This is a genomic window from Pirellulaceae bacterium, from assembly GCA_029243025.1.
GTDB lineage: Bacteria > Planctomycetota > Planctomycetia > Pirellulales > Pirellulaceae.
In genome coordinates, this window is the sequence record JAQWSU010000044.1 from 69,726 (window position 1) to 96,046 (window position 26,321).

General features: G+C 52.6%; 9 protein-coding genes. 3 read left to right on the top strand and 6 right to left on the bottom strand.

Going from position 1 to position 26,321, the window contains the following annotated elements; genetic code table 11:
• Positions 1–16: 16 nt before the first annotated feature.
• Complete coding sequence (locus P8N76_19100) at positions 17–2,920, bottom strand: von Willebrand factor type A domain-containing protein (protein MDG2383788.1); 2,904 nt, start codon at positions 2,918–2,920, stop codon at positions 17–19.
• On the bottom strand, positions 2,917–3,471 hold the full coding sequence (locus P8N76_19105; GenBank protein ID MDG2383789.1) for a sigma-70 family RNA polymerase sigma factor: 555 nt from the start codon (positions 3,469–3,471) through the stop codon (positions 2,917–2,919). The genes P8N76_19100 and P8N76_19105 overlap by 4 nt, the downstream gene beginning before the upstream one ends.
• 714 nt (positions 3,472–4,185) lie before the next feature.
• On the opposite strand from P8N76_19105, the gene P8N76_19110 reads away from it, so the two are divergent.
• Positions 4,186–7,296 carry a GDSL-type esterase/lipase family protein gene (locus P8N76_19110; GenBank protein ID MDG2383790.1) on the top strand — a complete coding sequence of 1,037 codons (3,111 nt, stop codon included), beginning with the start codon at positions 4,186–4,188 and terminating at the stop codon, positions 7,294–7,296.
• A gap of 79 nt (positions 7,297–7,375) precedes the next feature.
• On the opposite strand, the gene P8N76_19115 is transcribed toward P8N76_19110, so the two are convergent.
• Together P8N76_19115 and P8N76_19120 are read right to left on the bottom strand one after the other, a co-directional pair.
• The gene (locus P8N76_19115; protein ID MDG2383791.1) at positions 7,376–8,734 is read right to left on the bottom strand and encodes a DUF1501 domain-containing protein; all 1,359 of its coding nucleotides are present in this window, start codon (positions 8,732–8,734) and stop codon (positions 7,376–7,378) included.
• A 158-nt stretch (positions 8,735–8,892) separates the two neighbouring features.
• A complete protein-coding gene (locus P8N76_19120; protein ID MDG2383792.1) occupies positions 8,893–9,738 on the bottom strand; it encodes a hypothetical protein in 846 nt (281 codons plus the stop codon).
• Positions 9,739–10,836: 1,098 nt separating this feature from the next.
• Between P8N76_19120 and P8N76_19125 the strand changes: the two genes are divergently transcribed.
• Positions 10,837–14,811 (top strand): lamin tail domain-containing protein, encoded by a 3,975-nt coding sequence (locus P8N76_19125; GenBank protein ID MDG2383793.1) that lies wholly within the window; start codon positions 10,837–10,839, stop codon positions 14,809–14,811.
• 122 nt (positions 14,812–14,933) lie between these two features.
• Here P8N76_19125 and P8N76_19130 read toward each other — a convergent pair whose 3' ends face one another.
• The gene (locus P8N76_19130) at positions 14,934–16,367 is read right to left on the bottom strand and encodes a DUF1501 domain-containing protein (protein MDG2383794.1); all 1,434 of its coding nucleotides are present in this window, start codon (positions 16,365–16,367) and stop codon (positions 14,934–14,936) included.
• Between the two features lie 105 nt (positions 16,368–16,472).
• On the bottom strand, positions 16,473–17,996 hold the full coding sequence (locus P8N76_19135; GenBank protein MDG2383795.1) for a PQQ-binding-like beta-propeller repeat protein: 1,524 nt from the start codon (positions 17,994–17,996) through the stop codon (positions 16,473–16,475).
• Positions 17,997–19,012: 1,016 nt separating this feature from the next.
• Between P8N76_19135 and P8N76_19140 the strand changes: the two genes are divergently transcribed.
• On the top strand, positions 19,013–26,305 hold the full coding sequence (locus P8N76_19140) for a lamin tail domain-containing protein (protein ID MDG2383796.1): 7,293 nt from the start codon (positions 19,013–19,015) through the stop codon (positions 26,303–26,305).
• Positions 26,306–26,321 lie beyond the last annotated feature (16 nt).

Consider the following 26,321-nt stretch of genomic DNA (forward strand, 5'->3'; position numbering starts at 1 on the left):
CTGAATTCGCGTGTTCCTATTTTCCACTCATCTGTCGAGCTTGTTGAATCATTTGCTGCAGTTGTTGCAGTCGCTTTGCATCACGATATCGCGTCGGTAAACCGGCCAGCACGTCGGATAACGCCTTCAGTTCGACGGTTTCTCCCAACGCTGTGCCTTTTAGTTTTGCCGCTAACAGGGCAGCAGAACCTGCGATACGCAAGGCCGGGTTGGCCCGATCAAAACGTGGAGCGTTAGCGTCGTACGGAATTGGCCAGCGGTTTTCAATCATCTGTCCCGTCGACAAGTCGCGAAATCGCACCGACACTGAACCGACGTCACCTTCGCCATCTGCTTTCGGTTCAAATTGATAAATGGCTACTCCGGCTTCAGCGGCAGCCATTTCGGCTGCATCGACGTTGTCGTCGTGAAAGTCTTCTTGTTGCAGCCGGTGTTTTTCAAATCCGAGTAGCTTGTAGTGGCCTACCCGTTGGGGATTGAATTCAATTTGTACTTTCACATTTTGGGCTGCGGGACGCAGCGCGCCGGCAATTTGACGTGCGAAACCTGCATCGGCTGCTTCGAGGGAATCGAGCAAATAATAACGTCCGTCACTCCGACGCGTGAGGGCCTCGAGAATTTCGTCGTTCAGCCCCTCGGCGCTGATACCGGCCGCATCAAACGCAATTCCCTGATCGCGCATTCTCGCAAGCATCTGAGACAAACTATCGGGATTGGCATCGCCCAAATTGACCGCACCGTCCGTGAGTAAAACGATACGATTTTGCGCCCCTTCGAGCCGTTGTTCTAAGGCTTTTTCGAAGGCTAATGCTAACGCGGCTTCGATATTCGTACCGCCTTCGCTAGGTAAGTCTTGGATCAGTTGCAGCAATTGTTGAGACTCAGTTCCACTCACTTTGTCGGCTAATAACCGCGGTTGCCGTGCAAAGCTGATCAGTGTGACTTGATCGATCGGTTTGAGTTGCTGAGCGAGTAAAGCGAATGCACGACGCACCGTTTGACGGCGATCGAGTCGTTCCATCGATCCTGAATTGTCTAAGAGCAATGTCAACCGGAGGGGCGTGTCATTCGATCGACCCTCAGCCGCTGTCTTCATCGAAATCCGCAATAAATTGCGTTGTTGAAGAAAAGGATGGATTGATTGTTCCACGCAACAGCTGACTTTTTCACTGCGGCCGGGAGTTGGATCGCCATAATCAAATGCGTTGACAAATTCTTCAATACGAACTGTTTCCGCCGCTGGCCACTCTCCACGAGCAAGTGCTGACTGTGCTAGTTTGAAAGAAACATCACTCACATGCAGAGAAAATGTAGAAAAGGCTTCTTGTTCAGTGTTTTTTTCGTTGAGGCCCTCGTCAGCCTGTTGGATTTGGCGGAATTCGTTCCGCCTGTTCGTGACTTCTGGTTGTTGTGAAAGCCCATCGAAACCACCGATGTTCTTGTCGAGCTCTACCAGCTGACTTGATTCGAGCCCCAAATGATTTTGCTGCGCAGAGTTGAGCGATAGATCGGCTCCGTTTGCCGTTTCCGGTTGTTTGCGCTTGTTCGCTAACCCAGTCTTCGCCGAACGGGTCTGTGATTGTGAGGGTTGCGTTGCTGGGGTATTGCGGCGGTTGCTGAGGCGACCCTCTTTTCGCCCAGCGCCAGATTCTTTGGTGCGCTGCTTGAAATCTAGGTTGCCGCTGGGGTCAGGTGAACGAATGAATGGACTTCCCGAGTCAGATAATTGGCTGGCGGGTTCGTCGATTTGTCCTCGCTCGAATAATGTTCTGGAGGATGGAGTTAGCGGGGGAGCGGCCGGTTGGTTTACCAATGGCCGAGCTTCCGTTTCTTCCGTGTCAGTCTCGTTGGTACTAGGTGAATCTTCTGCCGCTGAGTAACGCTCTCCTGATTGCCGTAAGTCGAAGGCGGGCGCGGATTCGCCCCGTTTTACTGCTTCTTGATTCCTTGCTCGTTTCAGTAAATCGAGTCGATCCGTTGCTTTTCCCGAAGTAGCTGCTGCTGCTGGTCGGAAAGGTTTCGATTCGTTGGGTGGTTCGGCGGATTGAGGTTGTTGTTCCTTGCTTTGCGACGCCCCACCTCTACCGAAAAATCGATTCTCGCTTTCCACCCTTTTCTCTTGGGATTGTGATTCGGTGAATCGATCACGGCTTCTGCTCGAGTTGCTTGATGCTCGTTTTTTAACTCTGTTTGAACCGGGGTTAGCAGTTTGCCTCGCTGAAGAATGGAGGTGGCCTATTTCGGAGTTTTCAGCTGCTTCTTTTGAGTTGAAATATCGAGCCGTTCCGATAGCTCTTGGTTGTTCGGAAGGTTTCCGTGCGTCAGCTTCCGGCGATCCTTCGAACCAGCTTGAAGAATCTTTGCCGCTCTGGTTGCTATGCTCCTGGTTTGCATTAGGTGATTTCGAGGGAGTCATCGCCAAAGAAGGCATTTCGCCATCAGAGGGAGTAATGGCGGAATCCGAGGTGGAGAGGGCGGTTTGCAAAGCCGGTCGGATCGAAAAAAAAGTCAGCGTGATGAGGATGCCGGGGATCGTGATGTAACAAACCATTGCAGCAATTCGTTGTAAACTCCAAGTCGATGTGGGCGAGCTGCTGGTTGGTTGCTTGGGCTGTCGGTGGACGGTTGGTTCTGCCTCCGGTTGGGTCTCATTGTCAGCTGCTAATGCTAAGATTGAGGTTCGTTTGTCCGCAGACAATTTCCAGGCAGAATCATCTGCAAGCGATTTGTTGGGCTCAAGATCGCCCAGTAATCCATGGACACGTTGAATCCGTTCCTGAAAGTTGGCGAGCTCCGGACGCTCCTGAATGAGTTGGTTCAGCGTCTCTCGTTCGAAGTCGGATGCTTCCCCTAAGACGCGAGCGACGATGCGAGCTTCGAGTTCTGGATCGGTTTGCGGATTGTGCGTTTCTTCTTTCATGATCTACCGTCGATTCCGAGTGAACGCAAATTTTCTGCCAACTTTTTCAAAATGTGATGGAGACGATAGCCAACATTACTGACGCTTAAACCAGTTTGGACGCTGATCTCTCGATACTTAAGCTGGTCGAAATATTTCAGCTTGATGAGCCTTTGATCCGTCTCGTTGAGCTTCTCCACTAGTTGTCTCAATGCGTCAGCCGTTTCTCGTCGCAACAGCGTTGCATCGGGCGACTCTTCTTGAGCGGTTTGCAGCTGTTCCTCGCATGATTCGCTATTGATAACTTCCCGTTGATTGTCGCGACCATAGTTGTAGGCTCGGTTGCGAACGCTGCGGAAAAGCCAGGCTCTGGGAGCCTCGACATCGTCCCAACGAGCATGCAGCTGAAGGAAAACCTCCTGCACGATCTCCTCAGCAACCGTGCGCCGCCCAACCAGCGAATAGGCATATCGCAACAGGGGAGTTTCTTCCGTTTCAAACAAAGTCCGCAAGCTGGGCTTACTCACAGCCTGAGTTTCGGACGGATTGACTCGGGGTAACTGTTTCAACATCAAACTCGGTTCGCTATGCCTGGCAACTGGAAGTCAGGGCCAACCCACTTGCTACAAGGCAGAAGACCCGTCATCGCTTCGTTTCTTAGGCCGTTTCTGGATTTTTTTGGGCAGCCTCGTGGAACGCTCTAAAACTGGATGGAAAAGTCAGCATCGGCCGGTTTGTCCCCCGCTGCAAACGCACTCCTGGCCGGGGTCTGTCGGGCCAATTTGCCTTCTAACCCGCCTAATCGACTGATTTCTCGAATAATTGGGTCGCTGAAATTCCGCCAGAACCGACTCTTTGACGTACCCGACGGGCTACCCGTTCCGGAAATGCTGTGGTTTTGCGTAGAAAAATAAGAATGCCTAGGTTTGGCAGGTGAAACGAGGCAAGGAATGTCCGGTTAGGCGAGCTAACAAGCGTGAAAGAGATGCATTCGACGAGCCAATCGAATTGCGTTCGTCGTGGCGAAACGGGTGTGGTGATCGCCTTTCCTTCGCTCCGGCGGCAGCAAGTTCTGGTTATGTGGTTACTCCGCCGACTCGCGAAGCTTCCTCCTTGCAGAAAGAGTGCGAGCTTGCCGATGGGTCGCTTAAATTGTTAATTGACTCAGTCGATTACCAGCTTCATACTGCGACTGACGAAGCGAAACGGAAATGTTTCGGACCCTGAGTTTCGGCCGAGCTTTGGCTAACAAGAACCGAATTTCAAGAGGAAAGGTTATCGACAAGATGATGGGTAAATTAGTCGCGGGTCTTATGTGGGGCCTTCTCTTGACGCAGGTGGGCGTCGCATCGGATCCGCTTGAGATTCCCGATACGGACGCTGGTTTGACCGGTGCAGGGCCGTTACGACGCAGCGATTGGTTTCGAGGGGTGTGGCGACAGCGGCGCAAGTCTTGGTTGGACAAGACCGCCTCGCAACAGGGGTCGGTCGTTTTCTTGGGTGATTCAATTACGCAAGGCTGGGGAGATGACTTGCGCGGGGCATTCGGAAAACTAAAGGTTGCCAACCGCGGAATCAGCGGAGACACGAGCCGCGGCTTACTCGTGCGACTGCCAGAAGATGTTCTTGAACTTCGACCGCGAGCTGTTGTGCTGATGATCGGCGCCAACGATCTTGCCGAGAAGGCCTTGGGGGAAGTTGTCTTTGGCAATGTGAAGCTGATCGTTGAGGCCCTCAAACAGCACAATCCGAAGATGCCGATCCTGTTGTGTGAAACGTTTCCGTGCGCACCGGACGCTTACCGCCCTGTGAAAGAAATTCGTAAGATCAATTCGCTCTATGCGCAGACTTGGGGTGACGATCCTCAGGTCACGATTGTGAAAACTTACGACCTGTTTGCCCGAGCTGACGGCGCCTCGTTGCGTGAATTTTTACCCGATCACGTGCACCCGAATAGTGCTGGCTATGCCAGGTGGGCGGGCGTCTTACGTCCCATCTTCACGGAATTGCAATTCGGTGATACGACGCCGGATCCGCACGCCTGGATTCACTTTACTCGACACGACAAGCAAGTTGCACTCTACAACGGTTACTACATTTACTACACCGATCGCAGTCAACCGCTTGAATTCACGATCGACGTTCCGCCTCATCCGGATCACAAGCTGGCCTTTCAGTGGATTACCAAGCATGGTCCGATCCGATCGATGACCGTTGAATTGAATGGTCAGGAAAAAATTGTTCGCCACCCTTCGCGTGGTGATGGCAAACAAGCGTATTTTTGGGATGCACTACCGGTGACAGATTTTGGCATTCGGGAGAAGCAGACCAAGGGAAGTTATCGACTGCAGATCAGCTGTCCGGATGATGCCGAAGATGATGCGGTGCTCTCCGGCATCCGCTTAATCACTGATGATGCACAGTTGTCTCATTCCCAACTTTCTCAGCCCATTCATAAAGTGAATTTTGTGGCGCCCGGGTCGATGTCCGCAGCCGAGCGTGCAGCGACGCGAATTGATCGGAATGCGGCCAGGCGACGAGTTCACACAAGTTGGGTCGCCGAAACGGTGCTCAATCAACAGCAGATTGCGGCCGATCCATTTTTGGCCGCAGCCGCTCGCTTTGGCGAAACGGTGATCCGTCATGGACGAGACGTCTACGGTCCGACGACCACGCCGATGTTCGTACGTTACTTGCATCGAGAACAGCTAAAGGCACCCGCCTCGCTTGCCTCGATGCCACCTGCTCTCGGCGGAGCATCACGTCCGATTGTGCAGACGCAATTTGATCGCTCGCAAAATCTGTTGCGAACACTTGTGAGTCTCAGTCAGGCGACCGGCGATCCGAAATACGCGGACGCTGCCATGGAAGCGACAATCCATATGTTCGAGGAATACGCGATGCCACACAGTGGCTTAATCGTGTTTGGTAATCACATGACGATTGATTTGGTTGGTGATCGCTCCTACAGCGATGGCCGCTCCGGTGATATTTTTGAACTTGAGGACGTCTTTCCGTTCTACGACTTCTGGTACGACGTGGCGCCCGTGAAGACGGAACGATTTATTAAAGGTTGCTGGGAGGTCTACGTGCGTGATTGGAATATCATGCATTACAACCGTCATGCTGGTTTTAATAAGAACATCGACTTCCGTCAGACCTGGGAGCGTCCGCTGTTGGAGGTCAAAGATTTGCCCACCAAGATGGAGGTGCTTGGGTTCATTGATGTTGGACTCGACCTGGCCTTTGGTGGATATTCGCTAGGCTGTCTACAGCAGGAGCAGAAACCGCGGCAGTGGGGGAACCGCTACCTGAAGGTACTCGCTTACCACCGCGATCCGAAAACCAATGTCTGGCCGATGTTGCTTTACACGCCGTCGATTCGGCGACATCTGGAAGTTTATCGTGAAGCTTTTCCCGAGGCCAATGTGACCGAGCCTCGAGTGATTATTTCAAGCTGGATCTACAACATGCCGGTGTTTTTTCTCGGTGCGTTGGGGACGGTTGAACAGGCCGACAAATACGGCCACAAAGCCGAATTGAGCGAAGTTCATGGTCGGATCGATGATTGGATCCTCGGCTATATGGATGCGGCTTACGATCGAGAAAACCACACCATGCGGAGTATCATCCTGGATGGTACGGACGTCACGGATCACGTTTTTCAGCCCGGTAAGGTACTTCATGGTTGGGGGGCAAAAGCCGGAGATTCTTTTCGAGCAAACCCGCCATCTCCCGCATTTCTGACCGCCATCGCTCGCGCCTACCGGCTTGCCGATGATGAAACTCGCAAACGCTATTGGTCGCTACTGCGCGAATTGGTTCGAGGGGAGGGACTCGGAGAGCTTGGTGCGACACCGGACGATCCACCGGATTTTAAGCTGGATGGTGCGCCGGCGGAACCTCCGTACCTTTTTGCACTCGCCGATCTCTATCGGGTTCATCGTCGACCTGAAGATTTGGAGCTCATGGAGGCGTTGGGGCACAAGTTGATTGATCGTCGTCAGGATCCGAAGACTGGATTGTTCTCATTACCGCCCGATCGTCTGCAAACCATGCGGCATAATCAGCGAACGAAGGAACCCGGCGAGGGGCTCACGACCGGGCAAATTCTACGTGCGGAATTTGACTATGACCGGCCCAGGGTGGTCTCGTTGGATGTGATTGATCCTCTGGCCTTAATGGCGGTGCATGCTTGCCGCACAGGACAGTTCGAAAAGATTCCGCAATGGCTAAGTGGAGGTCGGTGGGGCACCAGCACGGGTTGTGGTCACACGGTCGATCTGAATCTTGAACGTTGGTTCGACCGAGAGAAGCAAGAAGCCTATTACGAACGGGAACGCGATTGGCTGGACCAGAAAGGCTACGTGATCGGCGAGGGGTGGTTCGCCGAATGAGTGCAGCGCCGTGAAGATCTGTGGCGCGAGAATGTCTCAACTTTATTGCGATGAATTGCTCACGGAACTCGCACGCGGATTAGACAAGTTCCGACAGGGGTTTCGCGTTGTCTTCGGTAAGATACTGAGGTCGTCCCGCAAGGTCGGGAAGGGTTGCCTGTTCCGGAGTGATACCGAGGTTATGGTAGAGCGTCGCATACAGTTCGCCGAAGGTGACAGGACGGGAGGCGACTTCGCCAGCGATCTTGTCCGTGCTGCCGATGACCTGACCCGTCTTCATGCCGCCACCGGCAAGCAATGCGCAGTTAACGTTCGGCCAGTGGTCACGTCCCGTTCTGGCGCTGATCTTGGGTGTACGACCAAATTCACCCATCACAACGACGCTACAGTCCTTGTCGAGACCGCGGTCATGCAGGTCTTCGACCAAAGCACTTAAGCACTGATCGAACGGGGGAAAGTCTTCTGCCTCGCGAAGGAAAATGGAGTTGTTGACACGGCCTTCGGTATTTCTACCACCATGCCAGTCCCATTTGCTGTAGTTAAGTGTCACAACACGAGCACCGGCTTCGATTAGCCTTCTCGCCATGAGTAAGCTTTGAGGTACACGCGGCGCACCATTGCTGTCCATGAAGACTGTCGGGTCTCCGGTACCGTACCGTTCGATAACGTCAGCCGGTTCCTGCGAAATATCGAGAGCATCGGCCATTCTGGACGAGGTCAATAATCCAAATGCTTGTTGGGTAAAGGCGTCCATCGCGCCCATTTCGTCGTTTGAGTCGAGATTGCGGCGAATGTTGTCAAAGCGACGCAGCAGTGATTTGCGATCTTCGAGACGTTTGACGCTCATGCCATTAAACAGCATGTCGTCACGAGTCTTTCCCATCAATGCCCGGAACGGCGAAGCGGCGGAGCCGAGAAAGCCTGGTCCCGGTTCGTTGTAAGGACCGTGCGAGCAGGTGTAACACAAGCTGACGAACGGTGGGACGCTTGGATCCACCGAGCCCTGTAGCTTCGCGACGGCGGAGCCGAACTGTGGCCAACCACCGGCTGGTGTGAGCCCTTTCGGGTGGTGCCCGTTGTACACTTGGATCGCATCGTGGTCAGCCTGATTACCGACGAGAGATCGCACAATTGCCAATTTGTCCATGATCTTGGCAAGGCGCGGGAGGGCTTCGCAAATCTGGACGCCTGTGACGTTGGTTGGGATTGGTTTCCATGGACCTGCGAATTCACTTGGTGCGTTCGGTTTCAGGTCAAACATGTCCTGGTGGGGGGGGCCACCGACCAGGTAAATCAGAATGACTGATTTGTGTGACGAACGAACCCCTGAAGCGGCTTCGGCGCGAAGCAAGCTCGGAAGCGTGAGGCCACCTAGGCTCAACGCACCCATTTGAAGGAAGCCGCGACGCGGCAACTGGAATGGATGTGAAATCGGCATGGGAGACTCCGGCGGTGGGCGTGGAGACGGTTTCAGCCCACTCAGTCTCGCTCAAATGCTTTCACCGGTCAACCGTTTTTGACCGGTTATTTGATCGTGCCCGCTGGAATCGTGATCCAGCGCATGCTTCATCAAGTTGGAAAGCAGTTGCCAAATGACTAGAACGATTTTTTGCGTCGTTGCCAGTAGGTTGCACTGATCCCGAAGATGCCGAGAAGTGACCAGACAGCGAGGGTTGTGGGCTCCGGAACTGCCGGCGGTTCGTCAGTACCGATAGCAAAACCCGCCCTAAATCCGCCGTCAAATACTCCTGTAAAACTAGTTCCGGTCGGCACATCAGAAACTTGACCGTATTCGTCACTTCCCCAGCCGACGATCGAGCCGTCACTTCGTAAGGCGTAAAAATTGTAATCGCCCCCCGCGATCTGCACGAAGTCATTGCCTGATGGTACGTCGAGGAGGTTGGAATCGTCGTATCCCCAGGCGACGAGTGAACCGTCCGCACGAATCGCGGCGCCTTGGTAAGAAGAGGCGGCTACATCTTGAAACCCGGTGCCGGTCGGCGTGTCAGTGACCTGATTGTATTCATTGTATCCCCAGGCGGCGATCGATCCGTCTGCAGCCAGAGCATAGACATTCGCGTACCAGCTGACGACCTTCGTGTACCCGTTGTCGGTCGGGATGTGGGTGAGTTGATCGGAATCATCGTTTCCCCAGCCGTAGATCTTGCCATCAGAGTTGAGGGCAAAGCCGGCGTAATAGCCGTTCGAGAGCTGGACGAAGTCATTGCCTGATGGTACGTCGAGGAGGCTGTATTCGTCGCGTCCCCAGCCGACGATCTGGCCGCTGGAGTTGATGGCAAAGCCAGTGTAGTAAGAGCTGGCGACATCTTGAAACCCGGTGCCGGTTGGCGCGTCAGTGACCTGATTGTAGTCATCGTATCCCCAGGCGGCGATCGATCCGTCGCTATGCAAACCAAACCCAAATGCGTAATAGGAGGACATGTCGGTGAAATCGCCTCCGGTCGGGATGTCACTGATTTGATTGGAATCGTTGTCTCCCCAGCCGTAGATGATAGCCAGCGCGCGACGGGGACGCGATACTTGTCAGCAAGATGATCACGAGTAGGACCTGTCTGTTGGTGAATTTGATGACTGGCATTTTGGGGATCCTCGAACTTCAGTTATCTGTCTGCTTGTTGATTCGGCAAGAGTTTCATTTGATCAACCCAGGTCGGGTGCGCGATATTGGTTCACTATGGTAGCACCGTGATCTTGCGTATTGAAGCGATTCTGCGTTGACTTAGTCGTTTTTTGGGGGTGCATGTAAAAGTCGTGAAACGGTATTGCTCTTGGCTCGACACGATCGTGCCAATTCTGCGGTATTCGCTTTGTTAAGCGAACTGAATCGATTCAGCTTTTCAGCTGAATCACGATCGTGGTCGCTATCGTTCGGCGTCACCACATGGCTTTTTTTCGTTCGGTTTGGTGTCCAAGGTTGTGATGCGAGGAACGCTTGGCGTGCGCCGATTGACGAGCAGAAGTAAAGAGATTTGCCGGCACGTGTTACTGCCAAGCATCAAAAGGGATCAATGCTCGAATTGATAACTCCATCAAGCCAAAGCCGCGCCAGAAAGCAGGAGAACATTCGCCATGTCTGGCTGGATCTCTTTCCCTTAACTTTCTGGCAAAGGTTGATGGAGATTCGAATCTGGAGGCTGTAAATCTGTTACAAGCCACCGATCGTTGCATGTTGCCAGGAACCATCTGGCCGCCAAGGCAGGATTTCTTTTATCGCGAAAAATCGGGGTTTTTACCGTGTAATGGGTTTGCATGCTTTGGTTTGCGCGCCCGATTATTCGATGCACACGGATCTATTTTGTGTTCTGGACGAGATATTATTGAGTCGCATCGAGAACTTATTGGGAAGAATGTGTTGGATTTGATACGATGCGAGATCTGCTATCAATACGTGGAGCTGCCGCTATCAATACGTGGAGCTGCCGCGAAATCCACTTGTGATTCGGAACGTGACAGACGGATGGGCTTGGCGATGGATTCGACACAGATCGAAGTTAACGTACAACCCGGCAAGGTGACGACATGAGACAATGTTGGTCAGCAATTTTGCAGAATTGGCTCACGCGGCCGCAGGCGAGACGAATTTCAAGACGGCGTGACAGGAGACCGAGACAGCTTGAGTTGCTGGAGTCGCGCCGGGTTTTGGATGCGAAGCTACTGATCACAGAAGTCGTTGTCGCCAACGAAGAGGGCATCGAAGACGAAGACGGTGACCGTTCGGATTGGCTTGAAATCTACAACGCCGGTGACGCAACGGCGAATCTTGGCGGCTGGCATTTGACCGATGATTCGGAGCGAAAAGATAAATGGTCGTTTCCTCCGCTCTCGCTGCCGCCAGAGCAATATCTCATCGTCTTTGCGTCGGGAAAAAATCGCAGCGATGATTCGAGTCCGCTGCACACGAACTTCCGTCTCCAAGCGAGTGGGGAGTATCTTGGCCTGACAAATCACGAGCAGGTGGTGGTGAGTGAAATGGCACCGCAGTATCCTGCGCTGCAAAGCGATCGATCTTATGGCCTTGCCCAGCAGAGTAGCACGACGATTGCGGTCACCGAGGACACAGCCGTCCGGGCCCTGGTGCCCACGGAAGAAAACGGTGGATCGACGCTCGGGATATCGTGGACGGAACTTGGTTTCGACGACTCGAGTTGGTTAAGCAATTCTGGCCCCGTTGGATTTGAAGGGGATGTGGGCGGGTACACCGATCTGATCGGTCTCGATCTCGAAGCCGATATGTGGCGAGAGAATGCAACGGCATACATTCGTATCCCCTTTCAAATCGAAAATGCAGAAACACTGTATGGGATGACGTTGCGCGTTAAATGTGATGACGGCTTTGTTGCTTATGTGAATGGCACTGAGATTGCCCGTCGAAACGCTCCGGGAGTCCTCGATTGGAATTCGAAAGCGACGGCTCGGCCAAGTGATTCGGAAGCGAAGACGTTTGTGGATTTCGACGTCAGTTCGATGCTGGGGACACTGCGCAACGGTGAAAATCTACTCGCGATCCATGGGATGAATAGTTCATCGGGTTCCAATGATTTCTTGATTGGAGCCGAGTTGCGAGTGGAATTGCCGGGGCCGATTCAAGACGGAGGCTATCAGTTCTTTCAGCAACCGACTCCCGCTGGAGCCAATGGGCTTGTCGCATTCGACTCGCTGGTTGATCCTGTTTCGTTGGATCACGAACGCGGGTTCTATGAGTCGGCGTTTGATTTGCAATTGCAAACTGCTACCCCGGGTGCGAGTTTGATTTATACGACCGACGGTAGCTTGCCGACGCTCGACTCAGCGATCATCGTTTCACCACCCGATGCCCTGACTCCACCAACGGCGACCGTGCGAATTGATAAAACGACAACTTTGCGAGTTGCCGCGATACGAGAAGGCGCGATCTCGAGTCCGCTCGATACACACACGTTTTTGTTGTTGGAAGACGTGATTCACCAAGATGTGCAGCAAACACGAGATCGAGGTTTTCCGGAAACCTGGGGCAGCCGAAACACGATTCCAGATTACGGAATGGATCCTGATGTTGTGGGTCCGGACGATCAATTTGAAGGTCGTTTTGCAGCCCAAATGGTCGAGTCATTAACTGCTGTGCCTTCGGTTTCGATCGTGACCGAGATGGATGATTTGTTCGAAAAGGAAAATGGTATCTATGCCAATTCAGCCCGATATGGCTTTGATTGGGAACGCCCAACGTCCGTTGAAATAATTGGGGGTGACGATCAATTTGACTACCAAGGTCTGGCCGGTTTACGGATAGCAGGTGACAACGTACGGAACTTTGCAAATTCGTTGAAACAGTCGTTTCGACTTGAGTTTCGCGGGCGATATGGTCCAAGAAAACTTCGTCTGCCGCTGTTCGGAAATGATGCGTCGGATTCGTTCGACACCATTATCTTGAGGGGTGCTTACAACGATGGTTGGGTACATACTCCCCATTCAACGCAATACATTCGCGATACATGGGCCCGAACAACCCTGCTTGAAATGGGGAATCCACAGGCCCATGGACGCTTTGTGCATGTGTATTTGAACGGTGTTTATTGGGGTTTGTATAACGCGGTTGAACGTCCCAATGCCTCCTTCTCAAGCAATTATTTTGGCGGTGATAAGGATGAATGGGACGCGCTCAACACGGGGTCCGTTCGTGATGGTAATGCTTCCGCATGGCAGGCGGTACGTCGAGTAGCTCGCAACGCGCGCAAGTCGGATGCCGAGGTGAGTAACGCCGCTGTACTCGAATTGATGGGTAAGAATCCCGATGGCACGGACAATCCAGAGCTGGAAACTCTCATCGATTTTGACAACTACATTGACTACCTCATGGTGAATCACTATGGCGGAAACGTCGATTGGCCAGGGCGAAATTATTATGTGGGTCGCCGGCAGGGTCCCGAAAGTACGGGCTTCAAATATTACGCTTGGGACACCGAAAAAATCTTGGATCATGGGGAAGGTTCGTCATTAACCACCAATCGATTGAACGCGTCGGATGGAGTTGCAGAGGCCTATCGATCATTACGCGAGAACGAAGAGTTTCGCCTGATGTTTGCCGACCGAATTCAACGACATTTCTTCAATGGCGGAGTGCTTCATGTTGATCCTGCGTCGCCCGAATGGGATCCCGCTCATCCCGATCGTAATGTGCCCGCAGCACGCTACGACCAATTGGCGGCGGCAATTGAAACCGCGCTGATTGCCGAATCAGCACGCTGGGGCGATACTCAATCGACCGGCGTTCGGAAAGACAATCGCCTGTTTACTGTGGATGATTGGCAGCAAGTCCGCGAACGTCTCAATGAGCGTTATTTTCCCCGACGGTCTGCGATTGTGCTGGATCAATATGTGGAAGCCGGGCTCTTTCCTGCTGTGGCTGCGCCTGTCTTTAGCCAACACGGTGGCGAAATCACTCCGGGCACGCTGGTGAATGTCGAAGCCGTTGGCGATGTCTACTACACGACGGATGGCAGCGACCCAAGACAGAGTGCGTTGCGACAGGGCGAAACGGCTGGCGAAGTTGGTCTTACAGCCATGCAGTACACCCAGCCCATTTCGTTAAACGGGGCGACCGTTCTTCGAGCACGCACATTGGTTGACGGTGTTTGGAGTGCCTTGAATGAGGCGATCTATCGTTCTGCGACACCAAGTGTCAGGATTTCGGAACTGATGTATCATCCGGCCGAGGCAGATGATGGCGACTTCTCCGAGGCAGACCTTGAATATCTGACTGTTGTGAATGTCTCCGATCAGACCATCGACCTTGCCAATCTGCAGCTCGTAAAAGGAATTTCCTATCGGTTCCCTCAATTTGAACTTGCTGGCCACGAAGAGGCTGTGCTGGTGAGAAACACGGCAGCCTTTCAACATCGATACGGGGCGGCTGTGCGAATCATTGGGGAATATGGAGCGACTCCCGACGCATCTCGTTTGAGCAACGGCGGGGAAACCATTCAGTTGCTGGATTCGTCGGGGCAGACGATTCAGGAGTTTAATTATGACGATGCTTGGTATCCATCGACCGATGGCGGAGGATATTCACTGACGATTCGCGATGCAACCGGACCGTTTGAAAGGTGGAATCAGTCGGAGGGCTGGCGACCTAGCGTCGGTCGGGGAGGTTCACCCGGGTTGGATGATGCGGTGGCAGACATCAATCGGGATGCGGAAATTGATGTGAGTGATGTGGATCTTTTTTGTGCCATGGTTCGCGATCGGGATCTAACGGCCGATTTGACGGGCGATGGCTCCTTGGAGGATGACCTTGATTTTCTCATCCAAGATGTCTGGCGGACCACCTACGGGGATACGAACTTGGACGGAATCTTTGATTCGGAAGATTTGATTGCAATTTCGCAGGCTGATCACTTTGAAGATGGTATCCGTAACAATTCATCCTGGCGTCATGGAGATTGGAATTGTGACGGAGAGTTTGATACGTCTGATCTTGTCTTGGCCTTCCAGTCAGGCAAGTACGTAGCGAATCGTTAGGGCCAAATCGTTAGGGCCAAATCGACTTGCCGAGAAATTGATCGCTCGCCGTCGATTGGAAGTGGCGGTTGGACGTTACTTCGCTCGAGTGCTCATTCAAGCCACGCCATGAGCGGCCGCTGTCAGCTGAACAATCCACGCACCGGTTGTCCATTGGTCACCAACGCGGTGGGGCGGCCATCGGGCATTGTGATTTGCAGATTTGAGTCAATGCCCAAGGCGTAGTAGATCGTGGCAGCAAGGTCTTCGGGGGACATTACGTTTTCTTGCGGATAGGCTCCATCTTTGTCGGAACTTCCCCACGTCGTGCCGCCTGGAATACCAGCGCCCGCAACAACGGCAGGGAACAAGGTGCTCCAATGTCCACGGCCCCATCGTGGGGTCGGTTTGGGGGTTCGCCCCATTTCTCCGAGTGCTACAACGAGTGTTTCGTCCAACAATCCTCGCTCTTTCAGGTCAACCAGCAGAGCGGATAAGGCCTGGTCAAAAGTTGGCAGCAGATGATTCTTCACGTCATCGCTATGAACGTGAGAATCCCAACTGTAGCCGTCGCAAGCATCATAATGAATTGTGACGAATCGTGTTCCGGCCTCAACAAGCCGTCTAGCTAAAAGGGTGGCCTGGCCAAACAAATGGCGTCCGTATTGGTCACGCGTCGTCGCCGGTTCGCGACGAACATCAAGGGCCTCACGGGTGCGTTGTGATGTTGCTAATCCAACGGCACGACGGTTGAGTAAGTCGAGTTCGTGTTCATGTCGCCTGTCCAAGATACGGCGCTGATCGTCAAATTGCTTGAGTAATGATGTTCGTTGTCGCAGGCGGTCGAGTTCGATCGCAGTCATGGGTTCCAGACCGGCGAAACGAAAGTTTAATTCTTCATCAGAACAATTACGCCAATAGGGATTGTCGTTGATGTTTTTTCTGTCAAAACGAGTCGTCAAAGGATTGTTGGCTGCGCCGAGCCAACCCGCATATTCGCCAGGTCGGACATACTGGCCGTTTTCTTGCAGTCGTCCCAACCGATTGGGGACGACCATATAGTTGGGTAATTCAGCTGCTAAGCCGCCGTTTTGTTGTGATAGATATTCGACGACCGATCCGATCGAGGGCCAATCATTGGGGGTGGCGCTAAAGCCGCCGCCAATCGGGATGTGCCAACGGTGTCCCGTTTGTAAATAGTGGCCCGCTCCGCTGTGATCGTTGAAATCATGTGACATCGATCGAATCACACGGAAGTGATCGGAAACGTTTGCCAAGCGTGGCAGGTGTTCGCAGATCTTCATGCCTGGAGTGCGACAACCGATGGGGCGAAATGGCCCTCGGATTTCACTGGGCGCATCAGGCTTCAGATCGAATGTTTCAAATTGACTGGGGCCGCCAAACAGAAACATGAAAATGACCGACTTGGCGCGAGCCTGCTCAACCGGTTTGATCCGCTCAGCAGCTAATGTTTTGGGGAGGCTCAGCCCCAGTAGGCCTGAGCCAGCCGCCTGTAACATCGCTCTACGGGACACGCCGTTACACGATTTACTGGGGACTCCGCGGATCGATAGCATGGTCTTGCCCTCGTGGAAACCGGTTCAACTCGTCGCCTCAGATTGTACTCTGGCGGTCGACCGGATCACAACCGGAAGCGAATATCATTAAGTGAAGTCTGACAATTAATCAGTTTGGGCGTTTTTCGCCAGACAAAATAGTCGGCTGCGCGAGCGGACCAGGAGACACCCATCGGCAATGGCCGGGGTAGCAATGATGCTTTCGCCAATGTTGTTGCGAGCGAGTTCCCGATAGGTGGCATCGTTCTTGAGAACGATAATATCTCCATTTTCACCGGCCAGGTAGATCTTGCCATCGCCTGTCACGGGGGATGCATAAAAATCACCCCCGCGTCCAACTCGTTGGGGTCGATGAACGGGGAGTCCTTTCGCCGTGTCGAAGACGGTTCTGATTCCGCCGCTCTTTAAAAGCAAGAGCCGATCATCAACGACCAACGGCGAGATGATGTGATCGGTATGCTTGGTGGGGTGCTTCCATTTTAAATGAGAACGAGTGACGTCACCGCTTCCGCCACCCTGGATCGACATGATGTATTGTTCGGCAGACGTGTCGCCGGAAGCGGTGAAATCGGCACCGGCAAAATTGTTGGGATGAAGGAATGCGACATCCAATTCACGCCCTTCCAAGAAACCATCTCGGTTGAGATCGCCACGGTCAAACGTGCGTGCCCAAAACTGTGCGGGAATCATCTGGTCCCCGACAAACTTCTGGATTTCACCTTTGTCGAGTCGGTTGTCATTGTTGCCCGCGTGCTCGTCACGATCAACGGCTGTGATCCATTGATTCGCAATGCCGGCGCTTTGTAGAGAAACATAGATCGTGCCGTTCACACAAACGGGAGTCGTCTTGATATTGCGAAGCAGAACTTTAGCAAACCAACGTCGTTTACCGCTGTCGGGATCGTAGCCGATCAACATGCCGGTGCCAGCGACGACGATGTCGCTCCGACCATCAATCGTCGAGATGACCGGATGCGAATAGTTCACCGACATGTCGAGTCGATCGTCGCTCCAAAGCAAATCTCCGGTGCGTTTGTCAAAGGCACGCAAGGATGGGTTAAGGTCGTCGTCCTGGCAAAACAAGACCGTGTCGCCATGAAGGACTGGTGACATTCCAGGCCCCCATTTGAAAACGAAGAACGGTGTTGGCAGCTTCTTTCGCCAAATGTCCTGGCCGGTTTGTGCATCAACGGCCAGCAAACCCAGCGTGCTGAAGTAAAAGTAAACACGCTCCTCGTCTGCAGCGGGGGTTGAACTAGCCTGACTGTTGATGGAATGAATCGAAGGTAAGGAACCCGTGGCCCAATCGCGTCGCCAAAGTCGCTTGCCTGTCTCGACATCGAAAGCAAAGAGGCTGATTGTCTCGGCGTCCGTCATCCCACTAACAAACACACGTCCGGATGTAATTACCGCGCCGCCGACGCCATCTCCAACAGCGGCTGACCAACGTACGTTTTCTCGGTCGGAGAAGGTTGTCGGGAGCGCGAGAGTCCCTCGGGAAATTCCACGACAATTCGGACCTCGAAATTGTTGCCAATCGTCGGCAGACAGATTCGCAGCGATCATCGTCACGAGTGTCAAGGCGATTTTAAATTGACGCGAAATCGAGAAACTAATTTTACCCACCATGGTGATGCTCTCTTGATGGCGTTTGGATGCGTTGAGGGCGTACGGTCCTGATTTAAAAAAAACGGCTGGAAAGAATCAAATGATCTGGAGCCAACTGCCTCAGCAAAACTTGAAAAGTGGGGCAGTAAATCCTTGAGATGCGCCCGATTCTAACAGTTGCGGCGCTGCCAGTAGCCTTTTGCCCAGCCTAAAGAAAGATTTTTGCCCGCTGACTTACAGAAGGCTAATCGGGGCGATGAATGGGGGGAAACCGGCATTCAACACAGACTGACATTGCGTGAATGCTGTCGGAGATCAGTTTGGCAGTTGAGTGGTGCCAACCCGCGGCCTGATTGATTGCCCTTTTGAGTAAAAGAATCCAGTATTTTGAAACTTGTCGGCTGACTTGGGTGTATGAGTTGCGTTAGATATCGGAACGGCAAGCCATCCGTGGTGAACGCAAGCATCGCGATTAATGCTAACCACAATGGTTGAAGAAGGTGTCGCGGGGTAGGAAGGTCCAGGAGGGCGTGATGATACGAACTGTGAACACCCAGCCGTTTCGCAACCGATTGTGACAACGTGCCGAGGTAAACCTCGCTGATCAACGGGGGAAGTTTAAAGTAGGCGTGCTGGAATCAGGTGCATCACGTGTAATTTGACGAATTCAATTTGTCTGTCTGTTATGCTGAGAATCGAGGCCGAGGGTGACCCCGTTTTAGTCCGACTTGGCGTTGAGGGATTTCAATGGCTGTTCCGCCCTGTTGGTGGCAGCCTTTGGTGACGGTGGCGAAGATCGCTTGCGTGATCAGGTTAGTGGAATTCACGCATCCTGATGTTCGATGAATCGTCACGAATCTTTCGGTCTATCACATTCTTGATGAACAGGGTGAATTCTGGATTGACGGGTTTATGAAGGTGGCGATTTTGTGACGTAGCCGAAGTGACTCGGTATTGGGGATTTGCGCGACGAACGTTGTTGGGTGGAGTGGTTTTTCGGCGACTTGACTTGATCATTTCTTATGGAATCAATATCGATGCGAATTGAATCAGGCAGAAATCATTTCCGTGGAAGAGCGAGAAGGATCACCTCAGAGCTTCTCGAATCGAGGCAGCTACTTGCGGTGGTGATCAGCGAGTTCATGGCGGATAACGAAGCCACTTGGGCGGACCAGGATGGAGACTATTCGGACTGGGTGGAAGTTCGTAACACGGGAGACTCGTCGATCGATTTGCAGGGTTGGTACCTGACGGATGCGGCGGACAATCCCGCGAAATGGCAGTTTCCGAAACAGAGCTTGGAGTCGGGTGAACAGCTCGTCGTGTTTGCCTCTGGAAAGGATCGTCGGGAAGTCGCTCAAGAGCTGCACACCAATTTTAAACTTTCCTCGAATGGCGAGTACTTGGGGTTAATGCGTCCTGGTGGAGTGGCAGTGGAATTTGAGTATGCGCCGATCTATCCGGCACAAAGTGGAGACGTTTCTTATGGAGTTTCTCCAGATGGCAATCAGCAGGGGTATTTTCTGACTCCCACACCGGGCGATCTAAACACCGACTCACCGATCGCTGATTTGCCGCAAGCGGTTGTCATCAGCGAAATCATGTACAGTCTGCCTCGTGATGGCATTCTTGATGCAGAGCGAGTGGATCAGGAATTCATCGAGCTGCACAATCTGGGTTCGTCGGACATTTCCCTCGCGGGCTGGCGACTCATTCGAGGTGTCAATTTTGAGTTTCCTGCCGTAACGCTTCCAGCTCAAGGGTATCTGGTCGTTGCTGCGGACACCGATGCGTTTACCCAAAAATACGAGAATGTGACGAACTGGGTCGGGGGTTGGGAGGGCAAGCTTTCGAACCGTGGCGAGACAATCGAGCTGGTTGATGGGCTTGGTAACGTCATCGATCAGCTCCGCTATGCGAGTGAAGGTGACTGGGCAATTCGGACGGTCGGTCCGGACGATCGAGGTAGCACGGGCTGGATCTGGAGTGCCGGCCACGATGGAGGAAATAAATCACTTGAGCTGGTCAATCGTTTTGTTTCCAACGACTTTGGTCAAAACTGGACGTCCAGTCTTGTTGATGGTGGAACTCCTGGATCTTCCAACAGCACGGCGGACGCGAATTCCGCGCCGTTGATTTTTGACGTGTTACATCAGCCCGCCATTCCCAAAACAAACGAAGCAGTAACTGTTTCGGCGGTCATCAAGGACGATGCCATCGGCGCAAACGCAAGGCTTCATTGGAAGATCGATACGGAAGCCGAGTTCAACACCGTCGTGATGCTGGATGATGGTCAAGGCAGCGATGGGTTGGCAGGCGACTCGCTTTTTTCCGCAACGATTCCCCCGCAAGCGGATCGAACAGTGATCGAGTTTTTTGTTGAGGCAGTTGATGTCGCCAACCATCAAAGAACCTGGCCAGCCGCCACTTCGAATCAATTGCAAGAGGCAAATGCGCTTTACCAGGTGCTGGATGATTTCGATCAAGATCAGCGGTGGAACCCGGAGAATCCGCCGGTCTATTTTCAAATTATGACGAATGCTGAGCGGCAAGCGTTTACCGATGTCAACCGACAGAGTGATGCTCAGTTTAACGCGACATTCATTTCAGTTGATGGATCGGGAGTCGACGTTCATTACAACACGGGGATCCGCTTGCGGGGTAGTGCGAGTCGTAATAACGCCGTTCCCAGTAATCGGATTAACTTTCCGAATGACCGCGATTTTCAAGGGTTCAGGCGAATCAATCTCAACGCTGCTAGCGCCGTGAATAATATTGCCGGAGCTGCATTGTTTCGCCTGGCGGGTGTGGAAATGGCCGACGCACGTGGCGTTCGGATGTACTCCAACGGAGTTGATTTGCGCAACGGGTTCTATGCACACGTTGAACAGATGGATTCAGACTTCGTGGATTTGCACTATCCCGAAGATAGTGCCGGCAACCTTTATCGAGGTCGACGACCTGATGAGTCACCTCCGGGTGGTGAGGGTGCTGGTTTGGCCTATTTGGGAACTGAGTCCGCGCCCTACGTCAGCTACGGAAAGAACACCAATGCGAGTGAAGCGGATTGGAGCGATGTGATTCAGCTTACCGATCTGCTCAATAACAGTCCTGCGGAAACCTATGTCCAGGACGTTCAGCAGGTGGCGAATGTTCAGCAGTGGTTTCGAGCCTTTGCGATGAATTCACTGATAGGCAACACCGAAGCGGGGTTGTTTACGGGAGACGATCTGGGCGATGACTATGCGATGTATCGTGGAGAAACCGATACCCGTTTCACCATGATTCCGTACGATTTGGATTCGGTGTTCGGTAACGCGGGGCGGGACTTGGATGAGCCACGCGGCGTGCCTGCCTTAGATCGGTTGATGACTCATCCGGAATTTCGTTATCAGTTCTATCACGAATACGAGGACTTGATTCAGAATGTAATACGGACGGACCAAACCGAAGAAACGATTCGACAGGTGTTGCGGGGAGTGGCGACCGAATCACGCATCGAAGAAATTCTCGGATTTCTGGAGCAGAGAGCTCAGAATGTAATCGACGACATCAATCAGGTCGTCTCGATCGGGGCCAATACAGAGATTGTTTCTGGTCTTCCTCGTACCAATTTGCCGGAGCTCACGCTTTCCGGACGAGCTCCAGAGAGTTCGACCTTGTCGATGACAGTCAATGGACAAGAGGTCATCGATATCAGCGCAAATCGTAGCTGGGAGTTTAATATTGCCGGGAACCAAAAAGTTGAATCGCAAATTCTGATCGAAGCAGGTTCCGCCTGGAACTATCTCGATGATGGATCTGATCAGGGTGCGGTTTGGCGCGACGCGGGATTCGACGATCAAGCATGGGCAGTCGGACCAGCACAACTCGGATACGGTGACGATGATGAGCAGACGGTGATTTCGAATGGAGGAGGCGCAGACAACGCTCCCACGACCTATTTTCGTAGCACATTTTCTGTCGACGATCTGGACAAGGTCGACCTCTTGTCGGCGAGACTCGTCTACGATGACGCAGCTGCTGTTTATCTGAATGGTACGGAAGTCATCCGCACCGATAACTTAAGTCTCGACGCTAAATTCGACGATTATGCATCCGAGACGCGACCGAATCAGCAAGAAAACGATTTTGTTCCATTTGAATTGCCTGCCGATCTATTGCTGCAGGGAGAAAACGTAATTGCAGTCGAAGTCCATCAAGCGGGCCCGAGCAGTTCTGACTTGTCCTTCGATCTGGAATTAACTGCAAGAGATGTAGAAATCATTGATGCGGAAGTGGTACCGGAGCTTGAGTTGTTTCCGGGGCTGAATCGTTATTCGGTGGTCGCTTTTGATCAGCCCTCAGCGGCGGGTGATATCGTCGACGAGCAAATCATTGATATTTGGTATGACGATGGCTCTTCCCTGCTTGTTTCAGCAGATATTGTCAGCGACACAACATGGTCAGCAGCCGAGGGCCCCTTCCTCGTTCAGTCCGATATTACGATTGCTGCTGGTGCGACGCTCACGATTGAGCCAGGAACAACGGTCTTCTTTGGCAACAACGGACGTTTGACTGTGCGAGGTACAATCAATGCGATCGGTAAACCATTTCAAGAAGTAAGATTTACTCGTGAACCAGGTGCTGATGACTGGAATGGAATTCAGTTTCGCGACGCGATGTCGGATAACCGGATCGAATATGCGATTGTCGAGTATGGCGTTACTGGGGATGGAATGTTGGGATTGGAAAATTCAAGTTTGGTGCTTGATCATGTGACGCTAGACAACACCGATCGGCGTCGCGTCCGATCGATCGATTCCTCACTCGTCATCCGAAATTCGATCTTTACGAATATCTTTGATCCCGATGAAGCCCCCACGACCGATAATCAAAGCGAACACATTTGGGGGCGTGGGGTGCCGGAAAATGGTCAATGGATCATCGAAGATAATGTCTTCGGACATATCACCGGTCACAATGACCACATTGATTTCGACGCGTCTCGTTTGCCAAATCCAATCTCCGTGATTCGCAATAACCGGTTTGTAGGTGGAGGCGACGATGCGCTGGATATGACCGGGGATGTCTGGATCGAGGGCAACCGATTCTATAATTTCATCAAGGATGAATTCAATACAGATCCCGGCGAATCCAATACCATTTCGTCGTCAGCTGGAACGTTTTGGACGATCGGCAATCTGTTTTCGAATGTCCAACATGCGTCGTTGGTCAAAGAAGATGCGTTCATGCACTTCATCAACAACACGGTTGTCAATGCCGAGTTTGCTCCACTCTATTTCGATTTGCCAGGGCAAACCGACGGACCCGGTCGAGGGGCCTATGTCGAAAATAGTCTATTTCCACCGACGCCAACAAGCTTTGAGCAGATTCAACCCGACACGGATTTGATCGTCTCTCATTCTTTTCTGAGTGGCGATTTAATGTCATTCGAAGGGAACGGGAATCTGTTTGGCAATGCGAACGTGAGGACTGATGGAACGCTTGCTGCCGGGTCATTTGCACTGGGAGCCGGCAGTGATGGCCAAGATATGGGTGCGGAAGTGACGCTGGGGGCGAGTCTACGTGGTGTGCCCGTGGGAACGACCGCCAAACGCGACGCCACGATCTTTGTTGGCGGCCCAACCATTACGCACTTTCGTTACCGAATCGATGCGGGCGCAGAAAGCCAGGAATTACCCGTTGGGCAATCGATTCAGCTTGATGACTTGTCGGAAGGCATGCATACGTTGGTCGTTACCGGAAAGAACCAATTAGGCAATTGGCAAAGCAATGATGATGCCACGACCGCGACTTGGACCGTCGATTCAGAATACCGACCGGCAGTCGTCATCAGCGAATTGCTCGCGACTAATAAGTCGGACAACTTGGACGAGACTGCGGCGGGCTGGATCGAATTGTTTAATCCCAGTTCAATGCCAATTGACTTAAGTAATTATTCCATTACCGATGATCGGGAACGTCCCACTCGGTTCGTCTTTCCCGCCGACACGGTGTTGGCCGCTGGGGAGCATCTGACTTTATCAACGGAGCAGCCTGGAGATGGTGCGGCTGAAGGAGATCTCGGGTTTGCACTAAACGATGATGGCGAGGCCGTTTACCTGTTCGACGACGGAGCGACGAAAAATCTGGTGGATTCGGTTGAATTCGGACTCCAACTTCCCGGTCTTTCAATCAGTCGCCTGGGAGACGACGCCGAATGGGGATTGAGTGTGCCAACTCCCGGGTTGCCTAACCAAGCTCACCCTGTGGGCGAGGCAACAAGCATCGTAATCAACGAATGGCTTGCAAGTGGGCAGGTGCGTGTGGAGGCCGATTTCGTTGAACTCTACAACTCGGCAGATTTTCCGGTCGACCTGGGAGGACACTACTTATCCGATGATCCTTTCGCGATTCCGGATATGTCGGAATTCCGCCCTTTGTCCTTCATTGCCGCGAAGGGGTTTCGCACCCTGATTGCGGATGGCGACATCGATCGAGGCGCAGATCATTTGGATTTCCGAATTTCGCCTGATCTGGAACAGATCGGATTCTTTTCACCTGATCTGACGCGGATTGATCTCGTCTTTTCTCCTCCTCAGACATCAGACGTATCGATGGGGCGAGTTCCCGACGGTGACAAGCGATTCGGATTTCGTAACGTACCAACACCGGGAGCTTCCAACGGTACCGAAAATACCGTCAACTTCGGATTTGGGCTCAACAGCGAATGGAAATATGACGCATCGGGATCCAATCTGGAGACAGCATGGCGAGACCCAGAATACGATGACTCCGATTGGTCGTCAGGCCAAGCTTTGCTAGGTGTCAGGAACCGGCTGTTTGGGCTTTCGTTGCAAACGGAAATCGACTTTGACGCAACCACCTTATATTTGCGCAAAGCCTTTACTCTGGAAGATGAGATCGATTTGTCTCAAGTCGTGGCAGCCATTCGTGCTCAAGTTGATGATGGATTCATCGTCTATCTTAATGGCCAAGAGGTTGTCCGGCAGCGACTTCCTGATAGTGATGTTCGATTCAATACAAGTGCTTCTGAGAGTGTATTCAACGCGCCAGTTGATGGGCCTTATCAAATTCCGGAAGGTCTATTGCAGGTAGGGGAAAATGTGTTTGCCGTTGAAGTTCATCAGGGACGAGCGGTCTTCTTTGATCAAGATCTGACCTTTGGTTTGTCGCTCGAAGGAACTGCAAAGATTAAGCAAGAAGATCCCTTTGAAGATTTAGATCAAGGTGCTCGGATTACGGAACTGATGTACAACCCAGAGTCCAAGGGCAACATTGAGTTTGTAGAGATCACGAATGTTCTGGATCAACCTCTCGATCTCACTGGAGTCAGGTTGTCCACTGCCATTGAATTCGTCTTTCCCGATAGCATCCTGCAGCCGCATGAATCGGTTATCGTTGCGGAAGATGTCGAGGCCTTTAGAAATCACTACGGTGCACACGCGCGAGTGATTGGCGAGTATGAAGGCAAATTAGCGAATGGCGGAGAGTCAATCAGCTTGATTTTTCCTGAACCGTTCGATGCGGCGATTCTACGTTTTAATTTCAGCGATCGTTGGTTCCCACAAACTGACGGCGAGGGATATTCTCTGGAGGTCGTTGATCCCCAGTTGCGAATTGATCGTTGGTCCGAACTGGATGCTTGGCAAGCTAGCTCTTGGGTGGGCGGTTCACCAGGGTTCCTGGGAACGGATCGCCCGGGCGATTTCAACTCTGACGGCAAGCTCGATGTTCAAGATATCGATCTGATGTCTGACGCGGTCCGCGCTGGTGCGGGCGATTTTGATCTCGATCAAAATGGCACGGTAGATTTGGCTGATTTGGAAAATCTTGTCGAAACGATTTTCAATACCAGCATTGGAGACGCCAATTTGGATGGCCTCTTTAACTCAGGGGATTTGGTGACCGTGTTTCAGGCCGGTCAATACGAAGATGGTATCGTTGGTAACTCGACTTGGAGTAGCGGCGATTGGAACTGCGATACCGAGTTCTCAACCAGTGATCTCGTTTACGCATTTCAGCAAGGGCAGTATTCGGCCGCAAGTGTGGCAGTGCAGAACCGGAGGCCCGCTTCGCATGCCGCAGTGAGTCATCTCTTTGAGAGTACGGCAGCTGAATTGACGAAGATGGAAGCCGATCAGTCGCCAGCAACGACGATGGTCGCTCGACGATCCTTGCAACTGCCGGAACTCGATCAGGTGGCTGCCGATTCGTTGTTTTCAGAGGTTCACCCGTCCCGCAGGTTTGCAAATAATGAGAATTGGCTGGAAGGCGAAGGCGATTCACCGTTTTTCGAATCTGAGCAAGCGACTTGGCGATTCTAAGCCCATATCCGAATCC

What these genes read in the sequence shown, in the direction of transcription:
- P8N76_19100 (MDG2383788.1), bottom strand. Translation starts at nt 2,920, where the DNA reads ATGAAAGAAGAAACGCACAATCCGCAAACCGATCCAGAACTCGAAGCT.
- P8N76_19105 (MDG2383789.1), bottom strand. Translation starts at nt 3,471, where the DNA reads ATGTTGAAACAGTTACCCCGAGTCAATCCGTCCGAAACTCAGGCTGTG.
- P8N76_19110 (MDG2383790.1), top strand. Translation starts at nt 4,186, where the DNA reads ATGATGGGTAAATTAGTCGCGGGTCTTATGTGGGGCCTTCTCTTGACG.
- P8N76_19115 (MDG2383791.1), bottom strand. Translation starts at nt 8,734, where the DNA reads ATGCCGATTTCACATCCATTCCAGTTGCCGCGTCGCGGCTTCCTTCAA.
- P8N76_19120 (MDG2383792.1), bottom strand. Translation starts at nt 9,738, where the DNA reads ATGTCCTCCTATTACGCATTTGGGTTTGGTTTGCATAGCGACGGATCG.
- P8N76_19125 (MDG2383793.1), top strand. Translation starts at nt 10,837, where the DNA reads ATGAGACAATGTTGGTCAGCAATTTTGCAGAATTGGCTCACGCGGCCG.
- P8N76_19130 (MDG2383794.1), bottom strand. Translation starts at nt 16,367, where the DNA reads ATGCTATCGATCCGCGGAGTCCCCAGTAAATCGTGTAACGGCGTGTCC.
- P8N76_19135 (MDG2383795.1), bottom strand. Translation starts at nt 17,996, where the DNA reads ATGGTGGGTAAAATTAGTTTCTCGATTTCGCGTCAATTTAAAATCGCC.
- P8N76_19140 (MDG2383796.1), top strand. Translation starts at nt 19,013, where the DNA reads ATGCGAATTGAATCAGGCAGAAATCATTTCCGTGGAAGAGCGAGAAGG.